The sequence below is a fragment of the Bacillus sp. SRB_8 genome (assembly GCF_003264205.1).
GTDB lineage: Bacteria > Bacillota > Bacilli > Bacillales > Bacillaceae_G > Bacillus_A > Bacillus_A mycoides.
On the sequence record NZ_NADT01000026.1, the window covers coordinates 272,214 to 293,360 of the forward strand.

Genomic DNA, 21,147 nt, shown 5'->3' on the forward strand with positions numbered 1-21,147 from the left:
TTATTCTAAAAAATATACCATAATATCTAAAAAATAATAACTATAATAACATTAAGAAAGCGTTTACTTAATTATTTTTTAGGAGGGCTATCATGAAAAGGGATATTAAGAAAATCATTTCACAAATGACATTAGAAGAAAAGGCAAGTCTATGTTCTGGATTAGACTTTTGGAATACAAAAGGGATTGAGCGATTAGGAATTCCTTCAATTATGGTAACTGATGGACCACACGGCCTTAGAAAACAGGCAGAGGGAGCAGATCACTTAGGGATTTATAACAGTATTCCAGCGACTTGTTTCCCTTCAGCAGTAGGGTTAGCTAGTACATGGAATAAAGAATTAATAAAACAAGTAGGAGTTGCATTAGGAGAAGAATGTCAGGCTGAAAATGTAGGAGTTCTCCTTGGACCAGGTGCAAATATTAAACGTTCGCCGCTATGCGGAAGAAACTTTGAATATTTTTCAGAGGACCCATATTTATCATCACAAATGGCTGCAAACCATGTTAAAGGTGTACAAAGTCAAGGGGTTGGAACGTCATTAAAACATTTCGCTGCTAATAATCAGGAGCATCGTAGAATGTCTGTAGATGCAATTGTTGATGAAAGAACATTGCGTGAAATCTATCTTGCTAGCTTTGAAGATGTTATTAAGGAAGCACAGCCTTGGACAGTAATGAGCGCTTACAACAAAGTGAATGGTGAATACGCTTCGGAAAATAACTATCTATTAAATGATATTTTAAAAGATGAATGGGGATTTGAAGGTTTTGTCGTTTCTGATTGGGGTGCAGTAAATGAGCGTGTTGCAAGTTTAGCTAACGGTTTGGAGTTAGAAATGCCTTCAAGCTTTGGAATTGGTGAGAAGAAAATTGTCGACGCAGTTAACTGTGGTAAGCTATCTGTAGAAAAGCTTGATCAAGCGGCAGAGCGTCTTCTTTACATTATTTTTAAAGCTTATGATAACCAATTAGAAAACGCTGTGTATAGTAAGGACGCGCATCATCAGCTTGCAAGAGAAGTTGCAAGTGAAAGTATGGTTATGTTACAAAATGAAGCTTCCATTCTTCCGCTGAAAAAAGAGGGAACGGTAGCAGTAATTGGAGGATTTGCAAAGCAACCACGTTTTCAAGGTGGCGGAAGCTCTCATATTAATCCAACAAATCTTGAAAGTATTCTCGAAGAAATTGAAACGGTATCAGGTGAAAAAACGAACATATTATTTGCCCAAGGCTATGACATTGCAAGTGATGATGTAAATGAAAGCATGGTTAATGAAGCAAAAAAAATAGCAGAGCGAGCAGATACAGCGGTCCTTTTCGTTGGACTTCCAGATCGTTATGAATCTGAAGGCTTTGATCGAAAGCATTTACAAATGCCAGAAAATCATGTGCAATTAATTGAGGCTATCGCTGAAGTTCAAAGTAATATCGTTGTAGTTTTAAGTAACGGTGCTCCAATTGAAATGCCATGGATAGGTAAAGTAAAAGGAATACTTGAAGGCTATTTAGGTGGCCAAGCATTAGGCGGGGCGATTGCCGATATATTATTTGGTGATGCGAATCCAAGCGGGAAATTAGCGGAAACATTCCCGAAAGTGTTAAGCGATAATCCTTCTTACTTAAACTTCCCTGGTGAAGGGGACAAAGTGGAATACAAAGAAGGTGTGTTCGTCGGATACCGTTACTACGATGCGAAAAATATTGAACCGTTGTTCCCATTTGGTTTTGGATTAAGCTATACAAATTTTGAGTATAGTAATCTTTCAATAAATAAGAAAGAGATAACGGATACGGACACTGTTTCTATCAGTATGAACGTGAAAAATACTGGTAGTAGAGCAGGGAAAGAAATTGTTCAGCTTTATATAAAAGATGTTGAAAGCAGTATGACTCGTCCTGAAAAAGAGCTAAAAGGATTTGAAAAAGTAGAATTGCAACCGGGAGAAGAAAAAACGGTTAGCTTTACTTTAAATAAAAGATCATTTGCTTATTATAATGTTGAATTAAAGGACTGGCATGTTGAAACAGGTGAATTTGAGATTTTAGTAGGAAAGTCTTCAAAAGAGATCGTTTTACATGATAGCATGTATGTTCAATCAACGACTATAACTCAAAAACCAGTGCATCGTAATACGTTACTTGGGGACATATTTACGGACCCAATCTTAGCACCAATCGCAAAAGGGCTTATGGAAAAAGCATTAAAAGACAGTCCGTTTGGTAGTATGACTGAAGGGGATAGTGATGCATCTGAAATGATGGACGCTATGCTGAACTATATGCCATTACGAGCATTAGTGAACTTTAGCGCAGGTGCTTTTACAGAAGAAATGTTAAGTGAAATAATTGGGATATTGAACGATGCGCAGATGAATTGATAAGCGGCGAATGCGAGGAAGTTAGGCGGGAGATAATGGCCCGGAAATGCCTAATTAAAGTTTTACTTTATCCATTGAAAATTCTTTGTTGAATATTAATTAAGCTTAATAATTCATTGCAGGATGTTTCTCCAGCACGCAAAAAGGCAAATGAGAGTTAGAATCTCATTTGCTTTTTTGCGTGCTTATTTTGCTAAATGAAGAATCATATGCTTATCTATCATCTTTAATCGTTGCTTATAAATATGAACGATGAGATGGCCATGAACCTTGGAGTTTACGAAGTTGTATAATTTGACCTGTATGATATGCATCGTGCAATAGGATATTCATATATTGTTGCCAAACTGGTAGAGACGGACTTGGTTGATCCAGTTCTGCTTCTTGAAGGGATGTTAATGAAGATTGTAAGGCATCATGTACTTGGAGCGTTCGCTTCACTGTTTGTTGCCAAGCACCATCATCATTAGGTCCACCTTGGACAAACGTGTCATCATTATTTTGTGGAGCAACAAATGTGTCATCTTGATGTAAGCGGGAAAGTAAGCGCTCTTTAAAGATTAGTAAATGGTTTGCATTTTCCCAAATCGTATTACTGGCCGTTCCTTCTGGGTGCCAACATGCTTGTGCAGCAGTAAGATTCTTTAACGCTTCTGATATCGGTGGGTACCATTCTTCTTCGTAAAAAACTTGCTTGACTCCATTTTGTAATATTTCTTTTTTACTCATTCGTATAGCCTCCTTAACTATGAGATAGACCAACAACAAGTGTTAGAGAAATTAGAAACGTACCTACTTATCATCTGATTGATGTTTGGAAGTTTTTAAAAGAACAATACGGCGCCGTTGTAGTAATTGCAGAAATAAACTTATGCTTTCAAAATCATTTTTATAAACGTAATAAATTCTCCTTTCTCTTCAATAAACCTGCCTCATAGTTGAACAAGAAAATTAACTGCAGCTTAAATTTAAAAACTTGTAGCAATATAAAGTTTCAGAGAGTTTTAAAATTCTAAAAAGTTAGAAGGTATAATTCGATGGATATAGAATTTAATACATAGCAAATAAGGAGGGGATAAAATGGAAGTCTTTCACGTGACGAGTAGAAAAAGGGAAACATACAACGTTCAAATGAAGTATTCGATACTTTTCGAATGCGCACTTGGCATTGCGGCAATTACTCATAAGAGGTTAATTGACACGCTTGAAAAATCTCAAAGCGAATGGGAAGAAATTAGACAATCTTTATCACATGAAATGATAGAGCATTTACAATTTGTTGAGAAGCATAATACGTGGAAAGCGTTGCTACAGTTACTGTATGATGGAGATTTTACGGATTTATCTCAGTTTGTTCACAATATCAATTCGTTATCGGAAGTAGATTTTAAATATGTGTGCTTACCGTTTTTAGGAGAAATGCATCAAGGAAAAAGACGTTTAGCAGCAAATGGAGACGTAACTGCAATACATGAATTAAAGGAACTGACACATGATCACCAGTTTTTCTCTACTTATATTGGCTTTATATGTGATGCAGATGTACAAGAACTAAAGGGTCATTTAATCGCGGTTATGACAGGATGGTATGAGGGTGTTATTAAGAAAGAAGAGGAGCAACTGCTCTCTATATTAAAGCGAGATTATGAAGCGAAAAATGAAATGAATAAAAAGATGAAACCGGAAGAGTTTGTCGAGTGGGCTACAGGTGGTGTTATATATATGTCAGAGCCAAGTGTGCATCACGTACTTCTTATCCCGCAAATTACGTACAGACCGTGGAACATAGAAGCTGATATTGAAGATACGAAAGTGTTTCATTATCCGGTCGCAAATGAAAGTATACATCCGGAAGATCAGTATGAACCAAGTTATTTTTTAGTTCATAAACATAAGGCGCTCGGGGATGAAGCGAGATTACGAATTGTAAAAATGTTGTTTGAAAAAGAACGTACATTGCAAGAAATAACGGAAAGATTACAACTAGGAAAATCGACAGTACATCATCATTTGAAATTGTTACGTTCAGCAAAGTTAGTAGATATTCATGACGGAAAATATGTATTGAGAAAGAAAGCAGTACAGTCGTTAGCGAAAGAATTAGATGCATTTTTGAATAGATAATATACAACGGGAATGTACATAAAGGGAGGAATTTAATAGAAAAGTTGGTGAGCTATAGTGAATAGTGTATTGAAAAATCGTTCATTCTTTTTTATGTGGATTGGCAGTGCAATTTCAGAATTAGGCGGGGCTTTCGGGACGTTATGTAATTCAATTCTTGTTTATGAATTAACAGGATCAAAAACAGCATTAAGTAGCATGTGGTTACTATATTTTATCCCGTCACTCATACTGCAACTTATAAGCGGGCCATATATTGATAAATGGAGCAGAAAGTGGATTATGATTTTTTCGCAATGGATGCGGGCCTCTGTTTTCTTACTGCCTTTAGTAATGCTAGTTACTAACAGTGTAGAAGTATGGCACATTTACGTTGTTCAAATTATAGTAGGGCTCATTACGCCGCTGTATACACCCGCCAGTCAAGCGATTACACCGAGCATTGTAAGTAAAGAGCAGCTTCAAGATGCAAATGCGTATATAGATGGAATGACTCGTCTTATGATGTTTCTAGCGCCAGTATTAGGTGGTATCGTCATTCATTTTATTGGAATGAAGCTTACATTATTTTTTGTGTGCGTTTGTCTATTTATAAGTGGAGGATTATTACTTTTCATTACAGAAAAGAGGATAAAGCAAGAACTTCGAAAAACGTGGCTAGAAGAGTTTCTTCACGGCTTTACATATTTTTTCACAAAACCAGTTATCGTTTGGCTTGGTATCTTTCTAACATTCGTTCAATTTGGAGTAGGAGTAACGATGGTTACGAATCTTCCTTATATTAAAGATGAACTATCGGCAGGGTATGCTGAATACGGTTATTTTATGGCAGGATTCCCACTTGGCTATGTAGTTGGTTCCATATTAGTTGGGAAAGTGAAGTATAGAAGCCGTAGATTACTTATGCTTGGAGGATTATTCGTAGGGGGCCTTACTTACATTTCACTAGGTTTAAATAATAGTATTATTATTGCGATTGTAATCGAGGTAATTGCTGGTATATGTATTGCATTTTTCAATGTTCATAACACGACGATATGCCAACAAACTGTCCCAAGTAATATGATAGGAAAAGTATTTTCAGTGCGATTATTTTTCATACGATCGGCAATGCCATTAGGTGTGTTAATAGGGGGAATACTGAGTGAAATGTGGGGAGTGAGAGTACTATACTTTATCATTGGCTCGATTATATGTGTCACTTCTTTAATAGGAATATTGCTTCCGTATTTCAAATTTTTAGATGAGGCGATTGAGGAGAAGTCAGCATAATTCTAAAGATTTGAAACTTTATAATTGAAAACAATTATCATAATCAATTATAATAGAAGAATACTAGTATTCGTATTACAAAGAGGGAGTGGAATATATGTTTATCGAAACGAAGACATTTACAGTAAAAGAAGGTACATCAGATATAGTTGTAGAGCGTTTCACAGGAGAAGGCATTATTGAAAAATTTGAAGGATTCATCGACTTAAGTGTTCTCGTTAAAAAAGTAAGACGTGGAGACGAAGAAGTTGTAGTTATGATTCGGTGGGAATCGGAAGAAGCATGGAAGAACTGGGAAACGAGTGAAGAGCACTTAGCTGGACATAGAGCGGGCCGCGGTAAGCCAAAACCAGATCATATCATTAAGGTTGAGCACGGAGTTTATTATGTGAAATCATCGAAATCGGCTTATCAACAGTCGTAAAAATACATTTGTTTAATTATATTCTTTCGAATAAATAACCATCTATCTGCTTACTGATAGATGGTTATTTATATTGAATAAAGAGAATGATTCGCATGTGATGTAAGAATAATTAACGGATAAGTTAAAACTAGAAATGTTATAATATAAACTCGATCAGTGAGTAAGATTAGGAGGAACAATAATGGTTCAATCGATAGTTCATATCGCATTAGTAGTAAAAGACTATGATGAGGCAATAGAATTTTATACAAAGAAACTAAATTTCACATTAGTTGAAGATATTTATCAGCCAGAAGAAAACAAACGGTGGGTAGTGGTATCTCCTCCAGGTTCAGTCGGCACAACAATATTACTAGCCAGGGCATCTAAACCTGAGCAAGAGCCCTTTATTGGTAACCAATCAGGCGGTAGAGTATTTCTTTTCTTAAATACTGACGATTTTTGGAGAGATTATAATGAAATGATTTCAAGAGGAATAGAATTTGTGAGAGAGCCGAAAGAGCAATCATACGGAATTGTTGCAGTATTTAAGGACTTATACGGGAATTTATGGGATCTACTGCAACTAAAGGATGATCACCCAATTGCACAAAGAATTAATAGAAAGCAATGCGACTAAGCATTTCACAAGTATGTGAAAATAAAATAGAGCTCGGTATGTAAAATTAGCAGTGTGTATAATGGAAATGTATGAGAAAAAATATAATTCAATATCGTTTAAAAGGTGTTTGCTTATTTTAGAAACTGAGAAATATCGATCTATTCTTATAAGAATAGATCGATAACTTGGAGGATAGAAATGTTAGAAAATCTTTCATTTATTACATATGAAAGCCATAAAGAGTTAGTACATAAAATTCTAAATGAATATATCGCTAGGAATGAAGTGAGTGGGTTAATGCTCATCGGATCTATCGCAAGAGGTGACGCATACCCCGAATCCGATATAGACGTATATGTTCTTTTAGAGAATGGACAAAAGAAGGATTTTCATTCAGAAATGAGAGAAGGTATTTTAATTGAATATAAGTATGCAGATTTTAATAGAATTCAATTAAACCTTAAAAATAATCCAATGGAATTATACTCTTTTTTAGAAGGAGAAATTTTATTTGATAGTAACGGTGAGTTGAGAAGGTTAAAGGAAATAGCTCAACATAATTATGAAAATTATGCTGTTTCTAGTGATAAAGTAAAAGGCATTTCTCATTGGTTACATAGTTCGCTTATTAAAATTCAGGCTGCTTTGAAAGCAAAAGATGAGTTAAAAGCTTCATACATAGTTCACACATCAATGTGGACATTGCTAGAGGGAATATGGGTTATTAATAACAGACCAACACCTCCAGCTGGATCTGCTTTAAGGTATATTCAAGCATTACCTAGTAGACCGACTAATTTTGATGATTTGCTTAATAAAGTGTTCTTAGGGGATACGAAGGAACGTATTCATTCGGCAATTATCGTGATTGAGTGGGTTTTAGTGAATCTAGAGAACAAAAAATAACGGACATATTAACCGTATAATATGTCCGTTATTTTAATCTAATCTAGCTTAATTTCAAATTCAAGCCGTTCATGCTTGTCCGAAAAAGGCATACTACGTTCTGTAAATAAAAAGCTAATACCAGACGGGTTATCAGGAAGAGCAGGGGAAATGACGAATTGGTAACTTGTATGTCCATCTGTTCCAGTCCATCCTTCTGCCCAGCAATCGTATGTATCATTTATCGATAATTCAACAAGGCTATGTGTATTATTCTCATTAAGTGTATTGTTTTTTGGATCCCATTCCTTATATAAATTAATTACACTAGCGTTAGAATATTGACGAATAAAGGTTACAGTATACACAGTTTCTTTATGTTCATAAGTTTTTAAAACGGGTATATGTTTTTTAAACTTAGTCGGTTCGACGCGAGGTTTAAACTCATCTTCGTCCATCATAGATGAGAATAATGAATTTAAATAATCGGGATATAACCCGTTCTGCTTTGCCCAATTAGAAATGGCTTCATCTGGTGGGAAACCCGGATTCCCATTCGAAAGTTCTTTCCGTTCTTTTAATAAAGAGCAAATTTTTTCATCAATAGAAGATAAGCGTTCATCATAATGATCAGTAGGGCGTTCAAAAGGCATTCGTTGCATAATCATTCCTCTTTTCCTTTATTTTGTTTTCATATTTTATTATAACTGAAACAATTCTCATTTTTTACAATATAATCAATTAATTTAAATATTTAGAAAAATAGGATGTTTATGTGTTAAAATAAATATAGAAAACCATTTATTAACTATCGGCAGGTTAATAGACAAAGGGTGTAAATAGTTAATAATGTCACAATTAAAATGCAACTAGATAGTTAGGAGGAATGATTATAATGGATACTACACAACAAAACAGTAATGCATGGGATAAGAAGGTTGAAGAAGGTTCTAGATACACTGAGCCTGTAAGTAGTGAGGTTATTGAAAAAAGTAAATCAGGTGAATGGGAAATCACAGTCACCACAGAAAAATCAGTTCCTAGAGACTGGTTTCCAAAGTCATTAGAGGGATTAAAGATACTTTGTTTAGCATCAGGTGGAGGGCAACAAGCACCAGTACTGGCTGCTGCTGGAGCAGATGTAACAGTTACTGATATATCTAAGAAGCAATTGGAACAAGATGAAATGGTAGCGGAACGTGATGGATTAACTTTAAAAACAGTACAAGGAGATATGTCAGACCTTAGTGATTTTGAAGATGAATATTTTGATATTGTCGTAAATCCTGTTTCTAATTTGTTTGTAAAAGATGTTCATCTTGTATGGAATGAGATTTCAAGGGTTTTAAAGAATAAAGGTATTCTTATTTCTGGATTTACAAATCCTTTACTATGGATTTTTGATGACAACCAAGAACAAAAAGGTATTTTGGATGTTAAACATTCAATACCTTCATCAACATTGGATTATTTACCAGAGGATGAAGTTCAAGATTATATTAATTTAAATCAAACAATAGAATACGCACATACTCTAGAAGATCAAATCCAAGGTCAGGTTGAAGCTGGTTTTGTTATAACGGGTTTTTACGAGGATGATTTTGGTGGAACAAGGATATTAGATAAGCATATTAAAACTTTTATTGCTACAAAAGCTATAAAGTTAAAGGTTGATTAAAATTTTTGGCTCGTTAGTCGAAGAAGGAAACTTGAAAACAGTAAAAGTTCAATGTATGTCAAAAAGGATGGCACTTGCCATCCTTTTCCTTGTGTAGTTTGAGTGTCAAAACAATTGTTACTCTTCTTAACTGAACCCGTTATAATAAATAGTCCATCTTTTTACATTAATTTTTCACATCATTATATAGTTCCAGCGCCTCTTTCACATTCAATCTATTTTTTACAATGCCATGAATCGCTTGAATCATCGCAGTTGGATGTTCGGATTGCCATATGTTTCGGCCCATGTCTACTCCGATTGCGCCTTCTTGCAGCGCATTGTACGTAATGTTTAATGCGTCTTCGATTGAATCTAGTTTCGGTCCTCCCGCGATTACGACTGGAGTAGGGCATGTGCTTGTGATTTTTTCGAATCCTTCGCAGTAGTACGTTTTAATAATATCAGCCCCCATTTCAACACATACGCGGGAGGCGAGTGCTAGAAAGCGAGCTTCACGTTTTTGTAGTTCTTTCGCAACGGCGGTAATACCGAGTACTGGCAGGCCGTAATCGTGAGCTTCAGAGACTACGTTTGCGAGATTTGAAACAGTTTGTGTTTCATAGTCTGATCCAACAAAGACAGAAACGCCGACGCCAATTGCGTTTTGTTTTACTGCTTCTTTCACAGGTGTAACAATTGTTTCATTCGCTAAATCTTTGCCTACTACAGTTGCCCCGCCTGATACACGCATAACCATCGGTGTGTTGCAGTTTTCAGGAATACAGGAACTTAATACGCCTCGTGTTAAAAAGAGGGAATCAGTATATGGGAGCAAGTTTTTAACTGTTTCTAACGGTTGTTCAAGTCCGTGAATTGGCCCTAAAAAGTAGCCGTGATCTATCGCTAACATAACCGCTCTGCCGTCAGGTAAAATTGTGTTTAATCGATTTTTAAATCCCCAAGTCATTAGGAATCACTCCTTCGTTAATGTTGGATTTTCAGTTTGTACAGTATCTTTATTTGGTAAATGTGGTGACTTTATAAAAACAGCTTTAAAAGGCTTATCAGAATGGTTAATAAGATAATGGGATTCATGAGGTCGAACTTGCAAGACATCCCCTTGTTTGATCGGAACTCTCTCGTTATTCACATAGAAATCTATTTCGCCTTCTAACGCATAGAAGACCTCTTCGCACGTTGTATGATAGTGATTTTGAAACTCTTGCCCAGGTTGAATCACGACTAGGCCAAGATCGATATTTGGACCTTGTATTAAATATTTAGGCCCGTTATCACCGAAGCGATAGGAGAAATCATTTTCATTCGCTTTTAACATACATTTCACTCCTTTATGTAATGTGTTACAGAGCACCGGGTGCAATCCACATATGTGAGGTGAGCCCTTTATCGGCTAAAGCGAGCTGACTGTTATACACAGTTTTCCATGTTTCATAGAATTCCTTATATAGTTCATGATTTTCAGTGACTGGCTCAAATGTTTTTTCCCACTGTACAAACTGTTCGGCAGTCTCTGCCATAGATGAATATATGCCAGCACCAACCCCAGCAGCAATTGCAGTTCCTAAAGCTGCTGCTTCTTTTACAACTGGTACTTTCACAGGAATTCCGAGTACGTCTGAAAGAATTTGTGGCCATAGTTTTCCTTTAGCAGCACCGCCAGCAAAGATTACTTCAGAAGGGAATTTACCAGTGAGAGCTTCAATTAATTTCAAGTTGCCAAGTGTAACGAAGGCCGCATTCTCTTCAATTGCACGAAACATCTCTTTCTTCCCACATTTATCAGCATCTAAGCTCAAATTTAAAAAGGATGGTGCAGCATGTCGCCAAGAAATATAATTCATTACATTTGAAAAAGTGGGGATTATGCCATGTGAGCCTACAGGAACTTCTTTCGCTTGTTCTTCTAGTAATTCATAAGCATCTACACCGAGTTTTTCAGCGAGCCGTTTTTCTTCATGGCAAAAGGCATCTCGAAACCACCTCATAACAAGGCCAGGGAAGAAAGCGATTGTTTCGTATTGCCATAGGTTAGGAACGACATGGCAATTTACGCGAAGTGCCGCATTTGGATCAGTTTCTGGTTTTGTTATATTTACTTCTTGTTGCCAAAAACTGCCCCCGCATATAAATGTTTGTTCAGGTTTTACAACTCCAGTTCCAAGCGATGCCATTTGTGCATCTCCGCCGCCAGCAACGACCGGTGTTCCTTCATGTAATCCTGTTAACTCAGCACTTCGTTTTATGATATTCCCGATAACTGTACCAGCTTCATTTACTTTTGGAGAAAAGGCTAGAGTAAGACCGCATTGCTCAGCAACCCAGTTATCCCAAGCTCTATTTTGTAAATCGAATATACCGGACGTACATCCATTTGAAGAATCAATTTGTAGTACGCCGCACAATTTATATAAAATCCAATCGTTTAACATCGTGAAAGAATGAATGCTCCTGTACACGTCGGGTTCATGTTTTTTAATCCAAAGTAAGCGAGGTAAAGCACCTAATGAAAAAGTTTGACCGGATTTTTTATATAAATCCTTTTCAATTTCGGAACGAATTTGTTTTAGTTCACTAACTTCCGCTGACGCGCGGCCATCAACATTTGCACAAGCCCATATTTCCTGCCCGTTTTTATCGTATAAAACAAAGCCTTCACGCATACTCGTTGCACTAATACCTTTAATAGATGAGGGGGACGTATTATTTTTTTGCAGAACATCCTTCGTACACTCTTGAACGAGTTTCCAGTTTTCTTTTACATCAAAATTCATAGAACCGGGATAACGACTATCTGATTTATGAATCCATTCTTTTTGACTAACAGCAAGTTGATTACCGTTTAAATCAAAAAGAACTGCTCGAATGCTCCCTGTACCAGCGTCGTAAGCTAATAGAGTAGACATTAAGAGTCACCTTCCTTTCTTAATAAGGAGAGGGCAGTTTCTTCATCGGTAATTAATGTATGAATGAACTTTCCTTTTAAGGCGCCGTAAATTGCAGCTATCTTTTCCGTACCGCCAGCTACACCAACGACATGTTTCATATTTTGAAGAACAGAGAGTGGTGTGCCGATAAGACGGTTATGATGGGGAAGTTCTAATTGTTTTCCGTCAGTATTATAAAATTGCCCTAAAATATCTCCAGCCCCGTGTTGACTACGTATATAAGTCATTTCACGTAGTGTTAATTTTTCTTCTTTCACAATTGTGGCGTCTTGAGATAAGCTGCCAATGCCAACTACTGCTGTATGAGCGAGTGAAGCGACGTGAAGCATATCTTTCACGCTCGGTTCAGATAGAATAATTTGTGTCATTTCGTTTGTAGATGTTAGAAAAGGGGTAGGAATAATATGAAGATCGCCTTGCATGTAGTTTAAATAGCTTTGATTTCTTGGAATATAGTGATTTACGCCTCCTGTAAGAGTAACGATTGAAAGACTCATAGAGCTATCAAAATGAATGTTTTCTAGCATTTTACTTATCGTCTCTCCCCAGCCAATCCCAAGTAAATCACCTTGTTGCAACTGAGTTTCTAAATATTGTGCGGCAGCTTTTCCGAGTGAAAATGCATAATCCTCAGTTGGCGTTGGAATAACGAAAGCATCTTTTAGATGGAATTTTTTCATAAGATCACGTTCGATGCTTAAACAGTGCAAACCAGTACCTTTTACGTGAAATGTGACGACACCTTCCGTCCGTGCTTTATCTAACAACCGAACGACTTTATTTCTTGAAATGTGAAGAAGTGAAGCAATTTCTTGCTGGGTTAATTGATCTTTATAATAGTACCAAGCTACTTTTGTTAACAAATTGTCTTCAAAGTTCAGCTGTGACATGCTCTTCATCCCTTTCAACAATTGACCACTGCTTAAACATATGTGCTCGTTATTTTGTTTATTCCAGTTGAGGCGATAAATAGCCCAGTGAAAAAAGTGTTCTAGATATGAAAAAAGAAATATACAATGCTACAAAACAAGTAGAACAAAAAATCATTTTCTCAAAAAATGTTCTGCATAAAGGCAGGTGACAACATGTGGAGAGCGTGCCCTTATTACAAGTTACAAAGATGAGTAAATCATTTGCAGATCAACTCGTATTAAAAGAAGTCAATTTACAATTAGAGCGTGGAGATATATACGCTTTAGTTGGAGGAAATGGTGCCGGGAAATCAACGTTAATGAAAATACTAACGGGCTTGTATTCATACGATGCTGGCAAAATGTATGTGAAGGGGGAAATACAAAAGTTTTCAAACACAGCAGAGGCGCATCAACATGGTATTTACTTAATACCACAAGAGCCGCTCATCTTTCCTCATATGACAATTGAAGAGAACATTTGTATCGGAATGAAAGCGAAAAAGAAAGAGCTTCGAAATAAAATTAAAAAGTTGCTAGAAGACTTAGGGTGGAACATTCAACTTCGTGAGCTAGGGGTATCGTTATCCATCGCACAGCAACAATTAGTAGAAATATTGAGGGGATTAATAAGAGAAGCTGAGATTCTTATTTTAGATGAGCCAACATCGACATTAACAACTCACGAAATTAAGAGTCTTTTTGTGTTGATGAAAAGTTTAAGAGAAAAAGGAATTGGCATGATTTATATTACGCATCGTTTTCCAGAAATCTTTGAAATTGCGAATAAAGTAGCAATTTTACGTGACGGAATGATTGTAAGTCAAGGTGATGTATCAAGGTATACATATGACATGCTAATGGAGGGGTTATTACCGAAAGGATATAAATTTGAGGAGAAAAAAGAGATCATACAAGAGGAAACAGAGCATGCGGAAAAACTATTAGATGTCACGAATGCGTCAAGCTATGCGTTTCAAAATGTATCATTTACTGTACACGCTGGAGAAGTTGTTGGGATTGCTGGGATCGTTGGATCAGGTAGGACTGAACTAGCTGAATCGTTATGTGGATTAAAGCCTTTGAAATCAGGTTCTGTTTTATTAGATGGGAAATCCATTACAAAGTATTCGGTACATAAGCGAATAAAGGAAGGTATGGTGTATGTACCGGAGGATCGAGCAGGGAATGGTATTTTTTCAATTGCGTCTGTTAAGGAAAATATAACATCTGCATCTTTAAACAGTATGAGTAGCTTCTTTTTAAATAGCAAAAAAGAAAGCGCTTTATCTGAATTGTATATAAAACAGTTTAGAATTGTTGTCCCTCATATGAATGAAGAGCTGACGTCTTTATCAGGTGGGAACCAACAGAAGGTCGTGCTAGCGAAATATCTTGCATGTAATCCGAAAGTGATTATTCTTGATGAACCGACCCGTGGTATTGATGCGAAAGCAAGATTAGAAGTATACGAAACGATACAAAGTTTGAAGAGAAAGGGACTTGCGCTCATATTAATTTCTTCAGATATGGAAGAAATCGCTCAATTAGCGAATCGTGTTTATGTGATGAGAAACGGAGGATTCGTCTCTCATTTGGAGAAGAAGGAAATTTGTATTGATGAAGTTACACGCCTTGCGTACGGAGGAAAGGGAGGTGTAACGGAGTGAACCGTTTATTTAAAATGCATGAGACGTCTATTATTATTTTATTACTTCTTTACATAGCCTTCGTTGGAGTAATGAATCCTAGTTTTGTTCAGTTTAGCTCTTTATCTTTAATTATGAAATCAAGCGTTATTTTAGTTATTTTGGCAATTGGTCAATCTTTCGTATTGTTTACGAAAAATATAGATGTATCAGTAGGATCTATTATGGGATTAAGCGCTGCGGTTTGCGGGATGTTGTTAACAGATGGATACAGTGCCTTTATTTCAATATTTGTGGCAATTATACTTGGTGCTCTTATTGGTATGGTAAATGGAATTGGCGTTACGAAATTTCGAGTGCCAGCTATCATTATGACATTAGGAATGCTCGGTATTATTAGAGGTGCAATGTTACTATTCACGGGCGGAAAGTGGATTGAAGATATTCCGAATGAGTATAAACAAATTTCTTCTATTATGATGTTAGGCATTCCGGTAACGGTATGGACCGTTCTTATCATATTACTACTACTATATTTCTTTTTAATGAAAGTACAAATTGGAAGATATTTTTATGCTGTCGGTGATAATGAAGATGGTGCAAGGCTTATTGGAATACATGTAGATAAAGTGAAAATATACGCGTTTATCATATCAGGCATAAGCGCTGGGCTCGCTGGATGTATATTCGTAATGAATATTGGATTCGTTCCAAATCAAACAGGTACAGGGATAGAATTGCAAGTTATCGCCGCTGCTGTTTTAGGTGGTATACATTTAAAAGGAGGAACAGGTTCTATATTTGGAGCGGCATTAGGTGCATTTTTTTTAGAAGTGATAAGCAGTTCACTCGTCTTTTTAAAAATACCTGCATTTTGGAATAGTGCTATTTCAGGATTTTTACTTTTACTCATCATCATATTAGATAGTGTCTTGAAAAAATGGAAGAAACTCCGGCAACTAGAAGAAAGAAGGGTGAATCTATGAGGGGAATACGTAGTTTGTATAGATGGGAAGGGGTTCTTCTCATATTGCTTCTCGTAGAACTCATTCTCTTTAGTTTCATAAATAGTGATTTCTTAAACATTAGTAACCTCCTTTTTAGTATGAACGATTTCCTCATTATTTCAATCGCGGCTATTCCGATGACATTTGTCATTGTAACTGGCGGAATTGATGTATCAGTAGGATCTATTATGGGGCTTACTTCGATTCTTATCGGAGCACTTTGGATGAATGGCATGCCTATACTGTTGGCCGTTATCATTGCGCTCGTAATAAGTTGCATAGCGGGCGGATTAAATGGACTTATTATAAAAATGACAGATGTAGAACCTCTTGTCGTTACACTTGGAACGATGTTTTTATATGCAGGAATCGCCCTTGTTATTTCAGGTGGTTCGGGTGCAGCGGGCTATGAAGGAATAAGTGGTTTACCAGATTCGTATGTGCAAATGGCAAATGGTAGTTTTATCGGTATACCTAATCTATTATGGCTCCTTGTCATTTTAACGATAGTATTTACGATATTGTTTCACCGTACAACATATGGTCGCTACGCAAAATTAACTGGCGCAAATGAAAGTACGGCGAGATATTCCGGCATTCGAACGAAGAAAGTAGTAATTATTGCTTACGTACTTTCTGGGTTAGGAGGTGGATTAGGAGGAGCTTTCTTAACAGCTTATTTCGGTTCAGCTCGTGCAGATATTGGAAGTGAAACGATTTTGCCAGTAATTACGGCAGTTGTATTAGGCGGCACACTTATTACAGGCGGAAAAGGGAGTATTATTGGGACAGTACTAGCGAGTATTTTTATAGGACTCATGCAGTACGGTTTACAAATGACGGGCTTAACGAATGAACAATCTAATGTAGTAATAGGTATTATCCTTATTGTTTCTGTTATTATGAGACATTTTAAATTACAACGATTCACTACGGGGAAAAGAAGGAATTTGCATAAGGGGGAAATGTCATGAAGAGAAAACTGGGGATTGTTATTATTATGTGTATTTGTTTAATCGGTTTAATTGCTTGTTCTAGCCAAACAGCGGACAAGAAAAAAGCAGATGATGTGAAATTTGCATTCATTCCGAAATTAACGGGAGTTGGCTTCTTTACATCAGGCGGTGAAGGTGCAAAAGAGATGGGAGATAAGTTAGGTGTACAAGTGAAATATGATGGACCTTCTGAAGCGAGCGTATCAGGGCAAGTAAAATATATAAACAATTTTATTAATCAAAACTACGATGCAATTATGGTTTCATCTACGTCAGTTGATGGTCTCTCGCAATCATTACAACGTGCAAAGAAAAAGGGGATGACCGTATTAACGTGAGATTCTGATGTGAATCCGAAAGACCGTTCGTTTTATATTAGCCAAGGTACACCAGACCAACTAGCAAAGTTATTAATAGAAATGACATCTAAGCAAATTGGAGATAAAGGGAAGGTCGCATTCTTTTATTCAAGCCCGACTGTAACAGATCAAAATCAATGGGTAACGAAGGCGAAAGAGATTATTAAAGAAAAATATCCGAATTGGGAAATTGTAACGACGCAATACGGTGAAAATAATGCGCAAAAATCTTTATCGGTAGGGGAGAGTATTTTAAAAACGTATCCAGATATTAACGCAGTAATATGTCCAGATGCAACAGCACTACCAGCAATGGCGCAAGCAGCTGAGAATTTGAAAATGGATAAGAAAGTAGTCGTAACGGGATTTTCGACACCGAATGTTATGCGTGATTATGTAAAACGAGGAACAGTACAACAATTTGGATTATGGGATGTAAAACAACAAGGTGCCCTCGCAACGTATGTTGCAAATGAAATTGTTGTAAAAGGGAAGAAGTTAAAAGTCGGGGATAGCTTTGAAGTAAAAGGAATCGGAAAAGTGAAAGTAGAGCCGAACTCTATTCAAGGGTATGACTATGAGGCAGAAGGAAATGGTATTATCGTATTACCTGAACGAGTTGTATTTACGAAGGATAATATTGATAAGTATACTTTCTAGTAGAAAATAAAAACGTCCGAATATATCGGACGTTTTTATTATGTCGTTTTTTTAATCTATTCATTAATTGTGAACAGCTTCTTTTTCATTTAACCCAAGTGTGCGTCCTGTTGAAGCGTGAAGCTCTTGGAACAGTCTTGGATTTTCCGTAAGTGACACGCCGTAAGAAGGGACCATTTCTTTTATCTTTGGCTCCCATTCTAGTATACGTTCTGGGAAGCATTTTTCTAATACTTCAAGCATAACGTGAACAGCAGTAGAAGCACCTGGAGAAGCGCCAAGTAACGCAGCGATTGATCCGTCATTTGCACTAACAACTTCTGTACCAAATTGAAGTGTTCCTTTACCACCTGCATCAGTATCTTTAATTACCTGCACACGTTGTCCAGCAACGACAGTATCCCAATCTTCACTTTTAGCGTTCGGAATAAACTCACGTAATTCTTCCATACGCTTTTCGTGTGATAACATAACTTGTTGGATTAAGTATTTTGTTAATCCCATTTCTTTTACACCGGCGGCTAACATCGTTAAGACGTTATTCGGTTTTACAGAACCAATTAAATCAAGGTTTGAGCCAGTTTTTAAGAATTTAGGTGAGAAGCCTGCAAATGGTCCAAACAGTAAAGCTTTTTTATTGTCTATATATCTCGTATCAAGGTGAGGTACAGACATTGGTGGAGCACCAACTTTAGCTTTTCCGTATACTTTTGCATGATGCTGCTCTACAATTTTTTGGTTTTTACATACCATAAATAGTCCACTTACTGGGAATCCTCCAATATGTTTTGACTCAGGAATACCAGTCTTTTGAAGTAGAGGTAGACTACCGCCACCGCCGCCGATAAAGACGAATTTTGCAGTATGATGTTCGATTTTGCCACTATTCATATCATGTACTTTTACTTCCCACAAACCATTCTTCGTGCGTTTAATATTTTCAACACTATGTTTGTAGTTTAGCTCAACATTTTTAGTTTTTAAGTAATCAAATAACATGCGCGTTAACGCACCGAAGTTAACATCTGTTCCAGAGTCAATTTTCGTTGCAGCCATAGCTTCATTAGAATTACGACCTTCCATAATGAGTGGAAGCCATTTTTTTAATGTGTCAGGTGCATCAGAAAATTCCATTCCTTGGAATAGAGCGTTTTTTGAAAGCGCTTCAAAACGTTTTTTTAGAAACTCTACATTTTTTTCCCCTTGCACCAAACTCATATGAGGTAGTGGCATAATAAAATCTTGTGGATTACGAATTAAGTTTCTTTTTACAAGATAAGCCCAAAATTGTCTTGAAAGTTGAAATTGCTCATTTACTTTTACAGCTTTACCAATATCTATAGACCCGTCAGATTTTTCGGATGTATAGTTAAGCTCACATAGCGCAGAATGTCCTGTACCAGCATTATTCCATTCGTTAGAACTTTCTTCTCCGGCATTAGCGAGTTTTTCAAATACTTTAATTTCCCATTCAGGTGCCAATTCTTTAAGTAATGATCCTAACGTTGCGCTCATAATTCCTGCGCCAATTAAGATAACGTCTGTTTTTTGCTGCATGTTGCTCATGATAATCTCTCCATCCCCTATATTGGCAAAAAAGAGTAGGTGTTTTTATATCTAAGCCGTAAAAAGAAAACACCGCCTAGGCCCCACCTAGGTACTTACCTTTTTTGTCTCAATTATATAACCATCTCATAGTCTATTATAATAATTAATAGACTAAAATATCTAGTGTTATCTGATAATTTTAAACTATTTAACGTTTTATTTCATAGAATTCTTCTGTCATAAGGGTAAAAAGCATAGTAGTAAAGCGGAATTTGGAGAAGAATTCCATTTTGATGTTATCTCAAAAAAGCTTCTATTTTTATGTTTCATCTTTGAAAACTAGTAAAATTCTATTTTTGTAACATCTAATTTGAAAAAATAGAGTAAATAACAAATAAATGATAAGATTATTCTGAAAATAATCAAGGAGGGATACCAATGCTTACAAAAGAACAAGTCGCAAACTTATTTCGAAATTTTTCAATCAAGGAATGTAAAGGATCAAGTGATTTATACGAATACTTATCAATGAAGATTTCTGAAGATGAGGAAGTGCTTACACTATCTTCCTACGCTCAAGTAGGACAACCAATCCCAAACTTATTATTAGGTGCAGTACATTATTTATTGCTAAAAGGGAAAGACCATCATTTAAAAACGTATTATAGTAGCTTAGTTGAAAATGCTAAAACAAATTTAGATAAAGCTTTTGAACAATTTAAAGATTTCTGTAATGAGTACCGAGAAGAAATCATTACTTTATTACAAACGAAACTCGTTCAAACGAATGAAGTAAGACGATGTGCATACTTATACCCAAGTTTCTGCTACATATTTAACAAAGTGAATAAACCGTTAGTGGTAATTGAAATTGGTACAAGTTCTGGATTACAACTGTTCTGGGACCAATATAGCTATTCGTACGGAACAGATGAAACATATGGAAATATAAATTCGAATGTACATTTAACCTCTGAAATAAGAGGGGAGAATGTGCCCCGTTTTCTAAAACAAAGTCCACCTGTCGTAGAAAGAATCGGGCTTGATTTACATGTGAATGATTTACATAATGAGGAAGATTATTTATGGCTACGTGCACTAATTTGGCCAGAACATAAAGAAAGACTTGAACTGTTCGATCAAGCAGCATCTTTAGTTAAAAATGAATCCGTCCGATTAATAGAAGGAGACGGTGTAGAGCTGTTGCCATCTATTATTGAACAAATAAGTGAAGATGCTGTTATCTGCATTTTCCATACACACGTCGCAAATCAAATACCTAAGCAAGTAAAACATGCGCTAGAAAAACAAATTAAAGAAATCGGTGCAAAACGTGATGTATTCCACCTATATAACAATATGTGGGACCGGGACCTTCATATTGATTATTATATTAACGGAAACGAATATTGTGAAACTGTTGGGGAAACGGAAGGGCATGGGAGATGGTTTAGTTGGGGATTGGGGGATAAGAAGCTATGCTAAAGTAAATCTAATAATTATGGGTTTCATCACCAAAATTCGTAATTAAAATAGCTGATGGAAGACACTCCATCAACTGTTTTTTACTTTTCATAAAACTCATTAGGTATCTAAGGTAAGCGTCAAATATTCCTCACCTACAAGTTGTAAATAGCCCATGAGATTCATCTTCTTACATCCAAGGATTTAAAGAAATTGGATTATTAAAACCTGACAGGTG

General features: G+C 36.3%; 18 protein-coding genes and 1 pseudogene. 12 read left to right on the forward strand and 7 right to left on the reverse strand.

All coding sequences use genetic code 11. The features are described 5' to 3' along the window. The first annotated feature begins 92 nt into the window (after positions 1-92). Positions 93-2,381: a glycoside hydrolase family 3 C-terminal domain-containing protein gene (locus B5P40_RS23165; protein ID WP_113709970.1), complete on the forward strand. Its 2,289-nt coding sequence runs from the start codon at positions 93-95 to the stop codon at positions 2,379-2,381. Positions 2,382-2,618: 237 nt separating this feature from the next. Here B5P40_RS23165 and B5P40_RS23170 read toward each other — a convergent pair whose 3' ends face one another. After that, complete coding sequence (locus tag B5P40_RS23170) at positions 2,619-3,110, reverse strand: DinB family protein (RefSeq protein WP_113709971.1); 492 nt, start codon at positions 3,108-3,110, stop codon at positions 2,619-2,621. A gap of 351 nt (positions 3,111-3,461) precedes the next feature. On the opposite strand from B5P40_RS23170, the gene B5P40_RS23175 reads away from it, so the two are divergent. The 5 genes from B5P40_RS23175 (at position 3,462) to B5P40_RS23195 (ending at position 7,711) form a co-directional block, all read left to right on the forward strand. Further along, on the forward strand, positions 3,462-4,505 hold the full coding sequence (locus B5P40_RS23175; RefSeq protein ID WP_113709972.1) for an ArsR/SmtB family transcription factor: 1,044 nt from the start codon (positions 3,462-3,464) through the stop codon (positions 4,503-4,505). 57 nt (positions 4,506-4,562) lie between these two features. Beyond that, complete coding sequence (locus B5P40_RS23180) at positions 4,563-5,777, forward strand: MFS transporter (RefSeq protein ID WP_113709973.1); 1,215 nt, start codon at positions 4,563-4,565, stop codon at positions 5,775-5,777. A 97-nt stretch (positions 5,778-5,874) separates the two neighbouring features. Beyond that, complete coding sequence (gene hmoA, locus B5P40_RS23185) at positions 5,875-6,201, forward strand: heme-degrading monooxygenase HmoA (RefSeq protein WP_002084853.1); 327 nt, start codon at positions 5,875-5,877, stop codon at positions 6,199-6,201. A gap of 184 nt (positions 6,202-6,385) precedes the next feature. After that, entirely contained in the window at positions 6,386-6,823 is a 438-nt protein-coding gene (locus B5P40_RS23190; RefSeq protein WP_000250787.1) for a VOC family protein, read from the forward strand. A gap of 180 nt (positions 6,824-7,003) precedes the next feature. Then, on the forward strand, positions 7,004-7,711 hold the full coding sequence (locus B5P40_RS23195; protein WP_113709974.1) for a nucleotidyltransferase domain-containing protein: 708 nt from the start codon (positions 7,004-7,006) through the stop codon (positions 7,709-7,711). A gap of 38 nt (positions 7,712-7,749) precedes the next feature. Here B5P40_RS23195 and B5P40_RS23200 read toward each other — a convergent pair whose 3' ends face one another. Beyond that, positions 7,750-8,352, reverse strand: coding sequence for a chorismate mutase (locus tag B5P40_RS23200; protein WP_012261172.1), 603 nt, complete (start codon positions 8,350-8,352; stop codon positions 7,750-7,752). A 233-nt stretch (positions 8,353-8,585) separates the two neighbouring features. Between B5P40_RS23200 and B5P40_RS23205 the strand changes: the two genes are divergently transcribed. Next, positions 8,586-9,368, forward strand: a complete 783-nt coding sequence (locus B5P40_RS23205) for a class I SAM-dependent methyltransferase (protein WP_016101165.1) — start codon at positions 8,586-8,588, stop codon at positions 9,366-9,368. Positions 9,369-9,534: 166 nt separating this feature from the next. Here B5P40_RS23205 and lsrF read toward each other — a convergent pair whose 3' ends face one another. The 4 genes from lsrF to B5P40_RS23225 are packed head-to-tail and all read right to left on the reverse strand — an operon-like array spanning position 9,535 to position 13,206. Then, positions 9,535-10,317 (reverse strand): 3-hydroxy-5-phosphonooxypentane-2,4-dione thiolase, encoded by a 783-nt coding sequence (gene lsrF, locus B5P40_RS23210; protein WP_113709975.1) that lies wholly within the window; start codon positions 10,315-10,317, stop codon positions 9,535-9,537. A gap of 6 nt (positions 10,318-10,323) precedes the next feature. Next, positions 10,324-10,686: a cupin domain-containing protein gene (locus B5P40_RS23215; RefSeq protein WP_000909986.1), complete on the reverse strand. Its 363-nt coding sequence runs from the start codon at positions 10,684-10,686 to the stop codon at positions 10,324-10,326. 25 nt (positions 10,687-10,711) lie between these two features. Next, the gene (gene lsrK, locus B5P40_RS23220; RefSeq protein WP_113709976.1) at positions 10,712-12,274 is read right to left on the reverse strand and encodes an autoinducer-2 kinase; all 1,563 of its coding nucleotides are present in this window, start codon (positions 12,272-12,274) and stop codon (positions 10,712-10,714) included. Further along, positions 12,274-13,206, reverse strand: coding sequence for a sugar-binding transcriptional regulator (locus B5P40_RS23225; protein ID WP_002165567.1), 933 nt, complete (start codon positions 13,204-13,206; stop codon positions 12,274-12,276). Before B5P40_RS23225 ends, lsrK begins: the two co-directional genes overlap by 1 nt. Before the next feature lie 197 nt (positions 13,207-13,403). Between B5P40_RS23225 and B5P40_RS23230 the strand changes: the two genes are divergently transcribed. The 4 genes and pseudogenes from B5P40_RS23230 to lsrB all read left to right on the forward strand — a co-directional run bounded on the left by B5P40_RS23230 (position 13,404) and on the right by lsrB (position 17,897). Further along, positions 13,404-14,897 carry a sugar ABC transporter ATP-binding protein gene (locus B5P40_RS23230; protein WP_113709977.1) on the forward strand — a complete coding sequence of 498 codons (1,494 nt, stop codon included), beginning with the start codon at positions 13,404-13,406 and terminating at the stop codon, positions 14,895-14,897. Continuing rightward, positions 14,894-15,862 (forward strand): ABC transporter permease subunit, encoded by a 969-nt coding sequence (locus B5P40_RS23235; protein WP_002142273.1) that lies wholly within the window; start codon positions 14,894-14,896, stop codon positions 15,860-15,862. The genes B5P40_RS23230 and B5P40_RS23235 overlap by 4 nt, the downstream gene beginning before the upstream one ends. Continuing rightward, a complete protein-coding gene (locus tag B5P40_RS23240) occupies positions 15,859-16,857 on the forward strand; it encodes an ABC transporter permease (protein WP_002189993.1) in 999 nt (332 codons plus the stop codon). The genes B5P40_RS23235 and B5P40_RS23240 overlap by 4 nt, the downstream gene beginning before the upstream one ends. After that, positions 16,854-17,897 (forward strand): annotated as a pseudogene (gene lsrB, locus B5P40_RS23245) (autoinducer 2 ABC transporter substrate-binding protein LsrB). The gene B5P40_RS23240 and the pseudogene lsrB overlap by 4 nt, the downstream one beginning before the upstream one ends. Before the next feature lie 63 nt (positions 17,898-17,960). Here lsrB and B5P40_RS23250 read toward each other — a convergent pair. Further along, positions 17,961-19,463: a malate:quinone oxidoreductase gene (locus B5P40_RS23250; protein WP_002142270.1), complete on the reverse strand. Its 1,503-nt coding sequence runs from the start codon at positions 19,461-19,463 to the stop codon at positions 17,961-17,963. A 420-nt stretch (positions 19,464-19,883) separates the two neighbouring features. On the opposite strand from B5P40_RS23250, the gene B5P40_RS23255 reads away from it, so the two are divergent. Beyond that, a complete protein-coding gene (locus B5P40_RS23255; protein WP_002189992.1) occupies positions 19,884-20,930 on the forward strand; it encodes a DUF2332 domain-containing protein in 1,047 nt (348 codons plus the stop codon). Positions 20,931-21,147: the final 217 nt, after the last annotated feature.